Here is a 14524-nt window from a genome sequence, read left to right on the forward strand (position 1 = left end):
TTATCTTTAATGTCTATTTCTTTTAAAAATCTATAAAATCGGGATTCTATTTTTTCCCATTCGTAATACTCAACAGTTGCTGCTAATTTTAATACATTGTATTTAGAGATATCTTCTAAAACCCTTTCCATCCCATTAACAATGCTATTTATATCGTCACTAATCAGTATTCCGTTTGTACTATTAATAATTTCTGCATTAGCTTTTGTATTAGTACCTATACATACAATTCCATTAATAATATATTCATATGTTTTAGTAGGAGGTTGTACGTCATAGTAATCTGTAATTGGTACATAAGAAAAACCTACTGTTGCTTGTCCGAAAAGATCTCTTATTTCATCGTGGCTCTTTCTACCATGATATTGTATCTTGTCTTTATTTTCTGCATCATCTATTGCTCTTATAACTTTTTGTTGATATTTTTCCGTATATGCAAAACCAACTATATCAAATTGGGTTTTTATACTCTTACCTACTCTTGTACAAAAAATATCATACGCTTTAATAACATTTTCAAAATTTCTATTCTCAAATGTCCCCACATATAGAAATCTAATCTCACCTTTATTAAGCTCTTTTTGGCTTATATCAACAATGCGGTTTGCTCCTAAAGGTAATAACGTATACTTTGGTATTTGTAATTTTTTTGCTAACAAATTAGAAATAACTGTAACATGATCAAAAAACCTTGTAGACCACTTCATGGCATTATCATAAAAACGTCTTTTCTTTTCACTAGCAAACACAGCACATGTCCGAATATCCATTATCCATTTTGTTCCAGGTGTTATTTTTTTCATTAACATTGGAATAAGACCACAATATTCAATTGTTCCGCTTATAATAATCCAATTATATTCTTTTCTATTTTTCATAATATATTTAATTATACCTAAATTATATTTGGCATAATTAATAAATTTATTTTTGCTACGTGATACATATTCCAAATTAACATTATTCGGAATTTTCACTTTATTATTTCCATTATCGAAACAATATATATCAATCTCTATATTTTGATCAGCTAAATAATCAACCATTTTCAAATAATCCGTGTTATATCCATATTGACTCTTTGGTACAAGTAAAATTTTTTTCATATTTATTTACCTCTTATAATTTCCTACATCTTTTTAATTTCATTATAAAAGGTAGCAAATAAACATTTTGCTACCTTTTACTAAAAAATTATTCTGATTTACGTTTTAATGGATTTCACATCAGTTAATTCCTCATTACTATTCAAGAAAACTTTGATTATTAAATAAGAGAACCAAAAAACAGGAATTATCTCCCAATAATAAACATTATCAACCATAAATAATATTGTCGTAGCTGAAAAGAAGCCTATCGTTCTCTTATCAATTTTAAATAAATTGTAGAAAAAGAGACAATAAACAAGCAAGAATATGCTACCACCTATAATTCCGTAATCGAGAAATTCATTTAAAAACACATTATGTGCGCCTTGAAAATATGTATTTATTCTATATAAATACCAATTGTCTATCACTCCATAAGGATTTTGTTTTAAAAGATCTAGTGCACCCTCCCAAATATATTTCCTTGAGCCCCAACTACTTAAATCTCGTATATTTGAAGTATAATTTAACACTAGTAAACTACATATAGAAGCTCCCAAAATTGTAGCAAAAGCAATAAGATATCTAAAATATTTATTAATTTTTTTATAATTAATAAACGTAACTATTAATGCCGCCATCGCCACAAGAGACATCATCGAATTTGTAAGTACAACATTAATGGCTAATATTATTATTCCAATCCAACGTATTTTCACATCTAAATATGGATTAATTTTTAACAAGAACATTCCTGTTAGACAATAAAAGGCATACTTTGTTTTTTGTGAGAATATTGATTGCAGCCTAACTTCGTTAAAATAATGCATCATGGTATTCTCATCATACGTGGTGAAAAATGGTGAAGTAAAAGTAATATTAATTCCATAGATTCCTTTAATATAAAAGAAAATACCCATTATTCCCATAATAATTAATATATAACTAAAGATTCTAGCGAATCTAATCGAAAAATCATCTGTCCACTTAAAAAAAACAAGAATAAATATAAATGTTATAATATATAAATTATTTAGATATACTTTATATATAGATTTATTCTCAATTCCCATATATAACCCTATTACTAATGTAAATAGCATATACACCATAAGTGCCACTATCATTGTCAATTCTTGTTTAGTTATATTAATCTTTATGCGTTTTACCTTTAATAAATTAAATAAGGTATACATAATATAAATAAAACATATCAAAGCAGATGGGTATACATATATATTATTGAACTTATTTCCCATAATAAGAAAATAAGAAAAAAAGAATACACTACCTACAATTATTTTATTCATTACTCTATTCCTATCTATTACATTCACTTGGAGTTTTACAGTACTTTCAATTTTACGTAAAACCAAAATAAATATAATTTCCTTTTTTATCTTTCTTATTTCCGAAGAACTAATTTTATTTCTATATTATTTTACTAGCTATAAACACAATAGCCTAACATTTTTTCTCTTTATGCTTATATCTCTATTATATGTACCTTTAAAATTTATAATAAAGAAATAATCACTAAAAATTATTAACTAAAAAACAACTTATTTATTTTTTAGTATTTCCTCGTATAATAAGTAAACTTCCTCCAAAGAATTATATACATTATATTTTTCAGATATTTTTTTTGTGTTATTTTCACCGAAAAATTCCATATTGTGTGGGTTATTTAATAAATAAATGATTTTATCTGCTAATTCTGTTACATCTCCTGGCTTTATTACAAACCCATTCTCTTCTCCTACAACAGAAGCAATAGAACCAACATCGGTAGATATAACAGGTAAACCGTAACTCATTGCTTCTAATATAGACATTGGCATGCCTTCATTATAGGAGGGTAGTACATAAATGGCACTTTTTCGATAAATTTCTTCTATCTTAGTCTCATCTGATATCCAACCTGGAACAATAAACAAATCTTCTAATCCCATTTCAGCAATTTTCTTTTTGACCTTATCGATTTCTCCATCGCCGGCTAAAACAAATTTATATTTATTATCTATTTTTCCTTTTAATTTAGCGCCTACCTCAATCAAATCATATGTACCTTTTCTTTGAGAAAGCACTCCCATTGTTGTGATATAAACCGCATTCTGGGAATTACTGCTGACGTTTTTCGGAAAAACTGCATTATCTAAAGAAACCACTTTCGCTGTACTAATTGATTTATAGTATTCTTTCCACTGCTCTCCTAAAGCTAATATCACGGTTACCTTGTTTAATGCATCCACAATATCTTTCTTTCTTTTATCCGAACTTTCATTATAAAAATCTTTAAATTGAGAGCCATGCATATGTAATACAATTGGAATGCCATTCTTATGCAACATCTTTATAATTTTACTTTTTCGAATAAAACTTCCCCTATACGACATATGAATATGAGCTATATCATATTGTTTTTTTAGTATATTGAGTTTAAAGAACAACTTTACATATTGAATTATAAAATAAACTATATTTACAAAATGATTACTGCCATAATAAGTTGGAAAATATTCTAAATCAGTTTTCTCATTAAGGCCCGCTTGTATATAGTTCTTTACCACTCTGGTAATCCCACCTGTTACACGTATGTGAGATCCAATCATGATAACTTTCATTCGCTCACCTATTTCTATATATTTTTAGTTATATACATCATAGAGTCTTTTTTAAAAACGTCTCAAGTATATCAATAATATTACTAGTATTAGATTGATATTTTTTGAAATTCATTTCTTTTACAACATCTAATGATTTTTCTAGTTCTTTAACATCCGAAATTCCATATATTAAGTTTGAATTTGTGAATTGTTCAATTATTTCAAACTGGTGATTGTCTACATGTTCACCATATTCTACAGTTCGAGGAACACCTATTACTTTCTTTTCTTGTTTTACCCCATTTATAATAGAGCCTGTTCCTCCATGAGTAATTACTATTTCACTTTTAAATATTAAATCCAAAAATTCTTCTTTATTTAAAAATTTTTTGTATGAGTAATAACGTGGTTCGTATGTTGAATAACCAATTTGAGCAAACACTTCATCTGGTTTTATTTTTTTTTCTTCAACCAAACGATCAACTTCTTTTAACAATCTATCAAATTGGAATTTTTGGGAACCTACTGTTACAAAAATCAATATATTCCGCCTCCATAAATTGCATCTGGATAAAATTGTTTCATATCTTCCCATTGCACTAAGAATAAATCTGCATACTTATACATCAATTTACCTGTAATAGTCGGTGAAGTGATTTTAGAAAAGGATTCTATAAAAATTAATTTCTTCTTAAACAACTTAGCTAATAAACACATGGGCACTGTCGCTAATGCTCCAGTAGAGATAACAACATCCGGTTTCTCTTTCAATAAAATAAATATAGACTGAAAAACTAAAATAATAAATTTAAAAAAGAAGGAGAATTCCCTTCTATTAATTTGAATGACATCATAAGACTTAATGCCTTTTGAATTAAATCGGTAATTTGTCTTCTCTGTCAAAATAAAACTATCATGATCTTTCATCATTGGATGTAGCATCATTAATTGCTCTAGATGCCCCCCTGATGAAGCAGCGAAACATATTTTCAATATTCCTCCTCCTTCATATACCTTATATAATTGATACTAACTTTTTTACAAATCTCTAGTTAAAAATTACAATTTAAACTAAACCCTTACATTGCTTCTTTTAATAGCTTCTCTTCCTACTGAAAAATAGTTTATATTACTATTTTTCACAGCTTCAATTCCAAAACAATTTCTGCCATCATATATATTTGGATCTTTCATTTTGTTCTCAAATTTTTCTAATGGTATAGATTTAATTTCATCCCATTCTGTTAAAATAAATACAATTTCTGTATCTTCAATCGCTTCTATTACTTCATTTGTATATTCTATTGTACTAGGTAAGATTTTCTTTGCATTATCAATTGCTATTGGATCATAAGCTTTTACATGTGCACCCATTTCTATAAGTTCTGGGATAATAACTAGTGAAGCTGCTTCTCGCATATCATCTGTATTAGGCTTAAAAGTTAGTCCCAATATACCTACTTTTTTTCCTTCTAATGTCCCAAAATCCTTTATAGCTTGATCAAGTAGCTTCCTTTGTTGCTTATTGTTAAATTGAATAACCGAACTTAACAAGCTAAAATCATAGTCTACATTTTCTGCGATTTTTTTAAGTGCCTTTGTATCTTTTGGGAAACAAGAGCCCCCATAACCGATTCCAGCTTTTAGGAATTGGTTACCAACACGGCTATCTAACCCCATTCCAAGGGCTACTTTCTCTACATCAGCACCTACTTTTTCACATACGTTAGCAATTTCATTAATAAAACTAATTTTTGTAGCTAAGAATGCATTAGAAGCGTATTTAATCATTTCAGCACTACAAATATCAGTTTCATATATAGGAATACCAAAAGGTTTATTAACCTTACGCATTACTTCTAATGCTTCATCACATTCAGCACCAATTACAATACGATCACCGTTGAATATATCATAAACTGCAGATCCTTCTCGAAGGAACTCTGGATTTGATACTACCTCAATTTTAATATCTTCCACTAATAGCTCTTTTAATCTACCTTTAATATAATGATTAGTTCCTACAGGTACTGTACTTTTTGTTACTACTATAATATCTTGTTTTATATTTTGAGCAATTTGTTCTATAACTTGATTAACATAAGTTAAGTTTGCTGTTCCATCTTCATTTTCAGGAGTACCTACCGCTATATAAATGACTTGAGCTTCTTTAAATGCTATTAGATGGTCTGTAGTAAAATTTAAGCGTCCAGCCTCAATGTTTTTCAACATTAACTCATCTAAACCAGGCTCATAAATTGGTGATTGCCCACCTTGCATTTTCTCCACTTTTTTTTCATCCATATCAATACAAGTAACACTATGTCCTACTTCTGATAAACCTACACCTGTCACTAGACCTACGTATCCAGTCCCTACTACCGCTATATTCATCTTAAAAATCTCCCTTGCAGACATTTTATACTTAAATACAAGTTAGTGTACCAACTATCACTTTTTAAATCTAACCTACTAATTGAACTATTCATCAATAGGCATCTTTCGAGCCAACTAAAACTAATACCGTCTTTAATATTAACTTACAATCAAACCTAATATTACGCTTTCTAATATAAGTTAAATCTAATTCCACCATCTCTGCGAAACCAACACTGTTTCTCTCTGTAACTTGCCAAAGTCCTGTACAGCCTGGTGTAACAAGCAATCTCTGTTTATCATACAAAGTATATTCTTTTACCTCTCTTGGAAGCGGTGGACGCGGTCCAACTAAACTCATTTCACCTTTTAGTACATTTAATAATTGTGGTAATTCATCGATACTCGTTTTCCGAATAAACCTGCCAATTTTCGTGACACGGGGGTCTTCTTTCATTTTAAACATTGCCCCTGATACTTCATTATGTTCTAATAAATCCTTTAATCGCTCTTCTGCATCTGTCACCATGGAACGAAATTTATACATTCCAAACTCCTTTTCATTTTTCCCAACACGAACCTGCTTAAAAAGAATGGAACCCTTAGGATCTTCTAACTTAATAAGTAACGCTATAACAAGTAAAACAGGAAAAAGAAAAATAAGACCGCATAATGAACCTAATATATCTATTACACGCTTCATAAATAAATAAAAAACACTCTGATTTATCTCTTCAGCAACAAGCATTCCTTGTTCTTTTACAGCTTCACTTGATACTTTAGTTAAGGCCAATGCCTTTTCACCTCACTTTAAATATGTACATTTTCTTTTTTTACAAGTTCCTTCATATAACTCATTAACTCTTCTCTTAAGGATTCATGTTGGAGTGCCATCTCAATTGTCGTCTTAATAAATCCAAACTTCTCCCCAACATCATAACGAATCCCTTCAAAGTCATAAGCAAACACACGCTGAATTTCATTTAAACGTTGAATCGCATCTGTTAATTGAATTTCGCCACCTGCACCCGTCTGCTGATTCTCTAGGAACATAAAGATTTCTGGTGTTAATATGTAACGTCCCATGATTGCCAAATTAGATGGTGCTGTTCCTTGAGCTGGCTTTTCTACAAATTGACGCACCTGATAACGACGTTCATTTTGTTCAACTGGATCAATAATACCGTAACGATCTGTTTCATTTTCTGGCACCGTTTGTACACCTATTACAGATGACTGTGTACCTTCATATTGATCCATTAATTGACGTAAACATGGTGTTTCTGCTTGTACAATATCATCACCAAGTAATACCGCAAATGGTTCATTTCCAATAAATTTACGCGCACACCATACTGCATGCCCTAAACCCTTCGGTTCTTTTTGTCTTATGTAATGAATGTTAATTTTTGAAGAAGCTTGTACTTTTTCAAGCATTTCATACTTCCCTTTTTCTAAAAGATTTTGTTCTAGTTCAAATGAATGATCAAAATGATCTTCAATGGCACGTTTACCTTTTCCAGTAACAATAATAATATCTTCAATTCCTGATTCAATCGCTTCTTCTATTATGTATTGAATTGTCGGTTTATCAACGATCGGTAACATTTCTTTCGGCATCGCTTTCGTTGCTGGTAAAAATCTTGTCCCAAGACCAGCAGCTGGGATAATTGCTTTTCTTACTTTTTTCAATTATACTCCCCCTATAAATCTATTTATTTGTATGTAACAATAACAAAAACCCTACCTATAGAGTCATTTTTATAACTCCATAGGTAGAGTTTCTATTACAAATAAATTATGGGCATCTAACCCATCCTCACGCCATACTCCCGACGACAAGCGTCTAAGGTAGGCATGAAATAAAATTTCTACCCACAGCACGACCGAGTGCCCCCGTTGATAACGGTTAGGAGACATCACCAATTCTTTATTTAAAAAATACCGAATAATTTTTTGCGACGAAGTTGTTCTGGATCTTCTTTATAAATTGCCTTCCCGCTAATTAATAAGTACGGATTTTCTTTCAAATCACTCATAACATTCATTCCAAATTCTTTCCCAATTAGTTCATAGCTTTCCGCTAAATGAAATCCTCTTGATGTCGTGTTATGTGCATCTGAAGCGACCATATGTGTTAAATTATGTTCTACAAGCTGTAGTGAGAATTTTTTAATTTTCTTGCCAAATTTCCCAAGTAAACTACCCGCTGTCACTTGTGTTAATGCACCTTTATTTACAATGTTATATAACTTATCTGGCCGCTCGATTAACTCGGCATTACGTTCCGGATGAACGATAATTGGAATCATTCCCTTAACGCGCAGTTCATATAATAGTTGTTCAGCATAACGAGGTACATGATTAGATGGAAATTCAATGAATATATATTTATTTGTCTCATTTAAAGTAACGATTTTACCAGCTTCATAGTCTTCTAATAAATCACCATATAACCTGACCTCTTGCCCCGGTAAAATAGTAAGCGGGATATTATGTTGTTGTAGTTCATCATTTAGTTGTTTTACGTGATGAATAATTGAGGTATGTTCATTTATATATTTTCCATTTTGATGATGTGGTGTAGCAACAACTGTATGTATTCCTTCTGAAACGGCTTGTTGTGCCATTGCTAAACTATCTGTTACTGTCTGTGCACCGTCATCGATACCAGGTAAAATGTGACAATGTAAATCTATCATTTGTTTCATCTCCCTCTCTCATATAAAAATCTTTTTTCCCTTGAATATGAGAAATATCTCATATTCAAGGGAAAAAAGGAGATATGTTTCAACCATATCTCACTCTTTTAATTAGTTTGCACCGTAATAATAATATAAGCCTTCTTCACGTTCACGATCGTTTAGAACAACGCCTAACAATTTACCTTTAGCCGATTCTAACAATCCTTTTGCTTTTACTGCCGTTTCCTTTTCTGTTGATTCACTACGAACAACAAGAATAGAAGCATCGCATACATTTGCCATAATTTGCGCATCGGTTACAGCTAAAATTGGTGGCATATCAAAAATAACTAAATCATACATACTGTATGCTTGTCCAAGAAGTTCTTTCATTGATTTTGAACCTAACAATTCTGCCGGGTTTGGTGGGATTGGACCACAAGCTAAAAAGTGTAGATTGTCTACAGATGTCGTTTGTACACATTTTTCTAAACGTTCACTATGTGTTAATACGTTTGTGAGTCCAAAAATATTATCTACTTGGAACATTTGATGCATTGCTGGTTTACGCATATCTGCATCAATTAATAATACTTTTTTTCCTTGTTGAGCAAACACAACTGCCATATTCGCTGTCGTTGTCGTTTTCCCTTCACTTGGGTTCGCAGATGTTACCATTAATGAATGTAAATTCGTGTCAACAGCTGCAAATTCAATATTCGTTCGAATATTACGATATTGTTCTGAAATTGGTGATTTCGGTTGTTGATGAGCAATTAATTGACGACGTTGACGATGATTCTTTTTCTTTTTAAATAAATTAAGAGCCAATTGTTTGTCCCCTCACTTTTCTTGATGCTGGAGCGTGTGATTTCACGTTCATTGTTTCTTCATCCATACGAGCTACAATTCCTAATACTGGTAAGCCAAGTAAGTTTTCTACATCTTCTTCTTTCTTCACTGTGTTATCTAAGTATTCTAGTAAGAATGCAAGACCAACTGAAGCCATTAAACCAACAACGAAAGCAATTGCCACATTTAACATTGGACGTGGTTTAATTGGAGAGAGATTTTCTGCAACTTCTGCTTTTGATAATACTGTTACGTTATCAACACTCATAATTTTAGCAACTTCACCTTGAAACACTTCTGCAGTTGTATTAGCAATATCACGAGCTAGTTTTGGATCTTTATCTTGCGCAGTTACCGCCACTACTTGTGAGTCTTTCTCATTAGCTACTTCAATTTTATTGTTTAGCTCTTGTACTGTCATATTTAAACCTAGCTTTTCTTTCACTTGATCCAAAATAACAGGGCTTTTAATAATAACCTTGTATGTATTTGTTAATTGAATATTTGTTTGTACCTCATTGTATTGAATCGCTGCTCCTTCTTGCTTCTTCTGGTTAACAAGAATCTGCGTCGAAGATTGATAGATTGGTGTCATAAAGAAAAAGCTAATGATAGCACTTACAATAGCTGCACCAAAGGCGATTACGAGGATCATTGCTAAACGTTTTTTTAAGATATGAAATAACTCTTTTAGACTAATTGTTTCTTCCATAGGTTCCTCCAACTTTCTAAAATTTACACATAGGAAAAATTATAACATATAAATCTTACATTTTTTATTTTTAATAATTCAGTTCTATATTTGTTCACAAGAAACAAGTTTAATCTTACAAAATAATCTTAAATATGACAACACATTCCAATGATTTTCCAAAATATTTATCATATCACGTTTTTTATACTATGTAACTTGAGAAATAAATTTCAAAATGAGAAAAAAGCCAACAAGTATTCCTTATTGGCTTTTTTCTATTTTAGTAATAACCATACTGCTCTTTTTCTTCTCTTTTATCGTTTAAAACGACTCCAAGTATTTTTCCTGATGCTTTATCTAATATTTGTTTCGCTTTTACGATTTTATCTTTTTCTGTCTTTTCACTGCGTACAACGAGTACGATTCCATCACATTTATTCGCAAGTATTTGTGCATCCGTAACCGCAAGGACAGGTGGTGTGTCAATTAATATAATATCAAACATGTTATATGCTTCTAGCAACGCCTCGTCCATTGCCCGGCTCCCTAATAGTTCTGCTGGGTTTGGCGGGATTGGACCTGCTGCCATTAAGTATACGTTCTCTATATCTGTTTTTTGAATGCATTGCATAAGTTTTGCTTGTCCTGATAATAAGTTCGTTAACCCATTTGAACTATGAATGGCAAATAAGTTTTGTATCGTCGGCTTACGCAAGTCAGCTCCAATTAATAAAACTTTCTTTCCTTGTTGTCCGAAAACGACTGCTAAGTTTGCGATTGTTGTTGTTTTCCCATCACCTGGATCTGCTGAAGTAACAATGATAGAACGAACATGATTATCTACAGATGTAAACTCAATGTTTGTACGAATGTTACGGTATTGTTCTGTAATACGCGATTTAGGCTCTTTATGTGTAATTAATTGTCGTAATGGTTTTCTTTTCTTTCTCCCGAACATATTCATAATCTCCTTTTGTGAAATGCGACATTTCCCTTTTCTCTCTTTTATGCTCGATTTCATACGTCTAATTAATATTCTTGCTGAGTTCCCCACATTTCATCATAATCAATAACATTCTACTTTGTCTTATTTAAGTACCTTAACAATATGACAATGCCCTTATTTCTTTATTACCTTTATCACTTATCCTGTTTTCTAGATAAATAATAAAGTAAGTATATGGTAATTGCCATCTATTTACAAGTTATTTTCTGATTAGTTTGTAAATTATCGCTTCATCGTTATATAGCAGAAATTAAAAAATCTCCTTGTCTTTTCACAAGGAGATTTTTTAATTTCTATTCTTTTTTATCACCAATCGCAAATGTAATTTCTGCCTCACATGCAACTTCACCATCTACTGTTGCGATTGCTTTTCCTTTTCCAATCGGGCCGCGTACGCGTGTCATTTCTACTTCTAGACGAAGCTGATCACCTGGTCGTACTTGTTTTTTGAAACGGCAATTGTCGATACCTGCAAAGAAAGCAAGTCTTCCGCGGTTTTCTTCTTTCTTTAATACTGCAACTGCTCCAACTTGCGCTAATGCTTCTACAATAAGTACACCAGGCATAACTGCATAGTCAGGGAAGTGTCCGTTAAAGAATTCTTCGTTTGCGGATACATTTTTAATCCCAACCGCTCTTTTTCCTTCATCTACTTCTAATATTTTATCAACAAGTAGAAATGGATAGCGGTGAGGAATGATTTCTTTAATTTGTTCTATATTTAGCATGTAACAATCGCCCCTTTTGTAATATTGGTCTTACCACTTGGACATATTGCTATTATCCCATTTTGTTTATTATTTGTCATTACAAAGTAACATTTTATATTTAGCACAACTTCCTAAAAAAAAATGCACACACTCTATTCCATTAAAATAGTTGCACATTTTTGCAACTGACACGGAGGTAGAAAAGAGTGTATGCCCAAATTAGGGAAAGGCAATATGTATTGAAACATTATTTGCCTTAATGTCGTATTCGACTCATTATATTATAAACGTTTTCAAATAAGGAAATATTAAATTTAACCATATATATGAATATTTTACCTGTTTCCTTCATATTTCTCTATTTTCCTTCCATTTTCGCAAAAAATCAAAATAAAAAAATATAAAAACGAAAAAAGAACTAAAGCGTCAGCCTTAGTTCTTTCAAATTATCTCAAAGCACGCTTTGGTAATCTGTCGATATTCTCTAACATAATACCTGTACCAACCGCAACGCAGTGCATTGGGTTTTCAGCAATTAATACCGGTACTTTTAGTTCTTCTGCTAGAAGCATGTCAATACCGTGTAGTAAAGCTCCACCGCCTGTTAGAATAACACCGCGGTCGATGATATCTGCAGATAATTCTGGTGGTGTGCGCTCTAATACGCCTTTTGCAGCTTGTACAATAACAGCTGCATTTTCTTTTAATGCTTCTGTAATTTCTTCAGAGCATACTGTAATTGTACGTGGTAAGCCTGTTACCATGTCACGTCCGCGAATTTCAAGTTCTTCGCTACGTGCACCTGGGAATACTGTACCAACCTTAATTTTAATATCTTCTGAAGTACGTTCCCCGATTAATAGCTTATACTTACGTTTAATATAGTTTAAGATCTCCATATCAAACTTATCGCCAGCCATTTTGATAGAGGAAGAGGTAACAATATCACCCATAGATAGTACAGCGATATCTGTTGTACCTCCACCAATATCAACAACCATGTTACCGCTTGGTTGGAAGATTTCCATACCAGCACCAACTGCGGCTACTTTTGGTTCTTCTTCTAAAAATACTGTTTTACCACCTGAACGTTCAGCAGCTTCACGAATTGCTTTTTGTTCTACTGATGTAATATTTGTTGGACAACAAATTAAAATACGAGGTTTTGAAAAGAAGCTCTTTACGTCCAATTTGTTAATGAAATACTTTAACATTGCTTCTGTAATTTCGAAATCTGCTATTACACCATCTTTAAGCGGACGAATTGCTACAATATTACCAGGCGTACGTCCCACCATACTTCTCGCTTCTTCACCGACTGCTAATACTTTACCACTATTACGATCAATTGCCACAACAGATGGCTCGTTTAATACAATACCCTTACCTTTAACATGAATTAATACATTAGCCGTACCTAGGTCAATTCCGATATCTCGCGCAAACATTCCCGTTTTTTCCTCCTCGATATTCAAAATCAGGTTACACCCGAATTCTTTTCACCTAATTTCTGATTTTATCATAAATTTAACAGAAACGTAATATTCGCAAAAAGAATTCTTCTGAAAAATATTACCGAATGTGAACGGAATGTTTGCTACTGTAACATTATTGACGTACAGGCTTCTCTACATCTTCTTTTCTATACTTTTGTTTTGTTGCTTCTCCACCTCTTAAATGACGAATAGACTTATGATAATCAAGAATTTCTTTTACTTCATTTGCGAGCTCTGGATTAATCTCTGGTAGACGTTCTGTTAAATCTTTATGAACTGTACTCTTTGATACCCCAAATTCCTTTGCAATGACACGCACTGTCTTTCTTGTCTCCACGATATACTTACCAATCTTGATAGTTCTCTCTTTGATGTAATCGTGCACACCACTCGCCTCCCTAATTTGGATGTGAGAAGGGTGAAATGAGCCTCGCTGCATACGACTAAGAAGTAAGTGTGAGTGCTGTTTGTAAGCGTTAAACATTCTTGGATTTATAATGAAATGATTCACGATTTCTCACCTCAAACACTCTCTTTGCTTTGGTTTATACCATTGTATTGCCCGCACTACTGATATATGCTACATGTTCACTATTTTTGCGGACTAAGTTAAGAAAAATTACATTTTTTTGTGAGAAATACGTTAAAACTGACTATTATGGCCAAAAAAAATGACACCTTGTATAAAAGGCGTCATTCTTCTCGTTCCAATTCTTCTTCTAACAACTGATGGTGGGGAACCTCTTTCTTACCGGCAATATAATAATATAAAGTGAATAAAACAAACAATAAAATAATAGCAGTCGACAGAACAAATAAAAATGACACAGTATCCCCTCCCTTTTGTAATATATATTCGAGAATCTCGTCATTTTTCCTTGTTTTTGCAACTTTTTTCTCGAAATTGATTATTTTTATATAGAAATAAAAAAATCAGCTCTCCTAATGAGAACTGATTTTTTCACTTTCTTATTCTTGTGAAGAAGAATCGTTAGATGATTCTGTAGAACCA

The 14524-nt window shown here is 32.0% G+C and carries 16 protein-coding genes; all 16 read right to left on the reverse strand.

What is annotated here, in order from left to right:
* Positions 1 to 1106, reverse strand: a 1106-nt coding sequence (locus MR160_RS29430; protein ID WP_242298860.1) for a glycosyltransferase family 4 protein, incomplete at its 3' end; no start/stop codon positions are given.
* Positions 1107 to 1204: 98 nt separating this feature from the next.
* Positions 1205 to 2398 (reverse strand): O-antigen ligase family protein, encoded by a 1194-nt coding sequence (locus MR160_RS29435; RefSeq protein WP_240816911.1) that lies wholly within the window; start codon positions 2396 to 2398, stop codon positions 1205 to 1207.
* A gap of 252 nt (positions 2399 to 2650) precedes the next feature.
* A complete protein-coding gene (locus tag MR160_RS29440) occupies positions 2651 to 3712 on the reverse strand; it encodes a glycosyltransferase family 4 protein (RefSeq protein ID WP_017763789.1) in 1062 nt (353 codons plus the stop codon).
* 37 nt (positions 3713 to 3749) lie between these two features.
* Positions 3750 to 4235, reverse strand: coding sequence for a PssE/Cps14G family polysaccharide biosynthesis glycosyltransferase (gene pssE / locus MR160_RS29445; protein ID WP_242298861.1), 486 nt, complete (start codon positions 4233 to 4235; stop codon positions 3750 to 3752).
* The gene (gene pssD / locus MR160_RS29450; protein WP_242298862.1) at positions 4232 to 4687 is read right to left on the reverse strand and encodes a PssD/Cps14F family polysaccharide biosynthesis glycosyltransferase; all 456 of its coding nucleotides are present in this window, start codon (positions 4685 to 4687) and stop codon (positions 4232 to 4234) included. Before pssD ends, pssE begins: the two co-directional genes overlap by 4 nt.
* A 78-nt stretch (positions 4688 to 4765) precedes the next feature.
* Positions 4766 to 6088 carry a UDP-glucose dehydrogenase family protein gene (locus MR160_RS29455; protein WP_017763792.1) on the reverse strand — a complete coding sequence of 441 codons (1323 nt, stop codon included), beginning with the start codon at positions 6086 to 6088 and terminating at the stop codon, positions 4766 to 4768.
* 94 nt (positions 6089 to 6182) lie between these two features.
* Entirely contained in the window at positions 6183 to 6863 is a 681-nt protein-coding gene (locus MR160_RS29460) for a sugar transferase (protein WP_017763793.1), read from the reverse strand.
* 17 nt (positions 6864 to 6880) lie between these two features.
* Positions 6881 to 7762, reverse strand: coding sequence for a UTP--glucose-1-phosphate uridylyltransferase GalU (gene galU, locus MR160_RS29465; protein WP_017763794.1), 882 nt, complete (start codon positions 7760 to 7762; stop codon positions 6881 to 6883).
* 242 nt (positions 7763 to 8004) lie between these two features.
* On the reverse strand, positions 8005 to 8772 hold the full coding sequence (locus MR160_RS29470) for a tyrosine-protein phosphatase (protein ID WP_199664160.1): 768 nt from the start codon (positions 8770 to 8772) through the stop codon (positions 8005 to 8007).
* A gap of 111 nt (positions 8773 to 8883) precedes the next feature.
* Positions 8884 to 9585, reverse strand: a complete 702-nt coding sequence (locus MR160_RS29475; RefSeq protein ID WP_001207164.1) for a CpsD/CapB family tyrosine-protein kinase — start codon at positions 9583 to 9585, stop codon at positions 8884 to 8886.
* Positions 9575 to 10318, reverse strand: coding sequence for a YveK family protein (locus tag MR160_RS29480; protein WP_242298863.1), 744 nt, complete (start codon positions 10316 to 10318; stop codon positions 9575 to 9577). The genes MR160_RS29475 and MR160_RS29480 overlap by 11 nt, the downstream gene beginning before the upstream one ends.
* 262 nt (positions 10319 to 10580) lie before the next feature.
* Positions 10581 to 11258, reverse strand: coding sequence for a CpsD/CapB family tyrosine-protein kinase (locus tag MR160_RS29485; RefSeq protein ID WP_000467944.1), 678 nt, complete (start codon positions 11256 to 11258; stop codon positions 10581 to 10583).
* 341 nt (positions 11259 to 11599) lie between these two features.
* Positions 11600 to 12034, reverse strand: a complete 435-nt coding sequence (gene fabZ, locus MR160_RS29490) for a 3-hydroxyacyl-ACP dehydratase FabZ (protein WP_000931959.1) — start codon at positions 12032 to 12034, stop codon at positions 11600 to 11602.
* Between the two features lie 428 nt (positions 12035 to 12462).
* Complete coding sequence (gene mreB / locus MR160_RS29495; protein WP_000457978.1) at positions 12463 to 13464, reverse strand: rod shape-determining protein; 1002 nt, start codon at positions 13462 to 13464, stop codon at positions 12463 to 12465.
* A gap of 160 nt (positions 13465 to 13624) precedes the next feature.
* Positions 13625 to 13897, reverse strand: a complete 273-nt coding sequence (gene spoIIID, locus MR160_RS29500) for a sporulation transcriptional regulator SpoIIID (RefSeq protein WP_000544012.1) — start codon at positions 13895 to 13897, stop codon at positions 13625 to 13627.
* A 308-nt stretch (positions 13898 to 14205) separates the two neighbouring features.
* Positions 14206 to 14340, reverse strand: coding sequence for a hypothetical protein (locus tag MR160_RS29505; RefSeq protein WP_000008903.1), 135 nt, complete (start codon positions 14338 to 14340; stop codon positions 14206 to 14208).
* Positions 14341 to 14524: the final 184 nt, after the last annotated feature.

Origin of the sequence: Bacillus cereus group sp. BfR-BA-01382 (assembly GCF_022663475.1) — a bacterium.
Classification (GTDB): domain Bacteria; phylum Bacillota; class Bacilli; order Bacillales; family Bacillaceae_G; genus Bacillus_A; species Bacillus_A thuringiensis_S.

What these genes read in the sequence shown, in the direction of transcription:
- MR160_RS29435 (WP_240816911.1), bottom strand. Translation starts at nt 2,398, where the DNA reads ATGAATAAAATAATTGTAGGTAGTGTATTCTTTTTTTCTTATTTTCTT.
- MR160_RS29440 (WP_017763789.1), bottom strand. Translation starts at nt 3,712, where the DNA reads ATGAAAGTTATCATGATTGGATCTCACATACGTGTAACAGGTGGGATT.
- MR160_RS29455 (WP_017763792.1), bottom strand. Translation starts at nt 6,088, where the DNA reads ATGAATATAGCGGTAGTAGGGACTGGATACGTAGGTCTAGTGACAGGT.
- MR160_RS29470 (WP_199664160.1), bottom strand. Translation starts at nt 8,772, where the DNA reads ATGATAGATTTACATTGTCACATTTTACCTGGTATCGATGACGGTGCA.
- MR160_RS29480 (WP_242298863.1), bottom strand. Translation starts at nt 10,318, where the DNA reads ATGGAAGAAACAATTAGTCTAAAAGAGTTATTTCATATCTTAAAAAAA.
- MR160_RS29485 (WP_000467944.1), bottom strand. Translation starts at nt 11,258, where the DNA reads ATGTTCGGGAGAAAGAAAAGAAAACCATTACGACAATTAATTACACAT.
- fabZ (WP_000931959.1), bottom strand. Translation starts at nt 12,034, where the DNA reads ATGCTAAATATAGAACAAATTAAAGAAATCATTCCTCACCGCTATCCA.
- mreB (WP_000457978.1), bottom strand. Translation starts at nt 13,464, where the DNA reads ATGTTTGCGCGAGATATCGGAATTGACCTAGGTACGGCTAATGTATTA.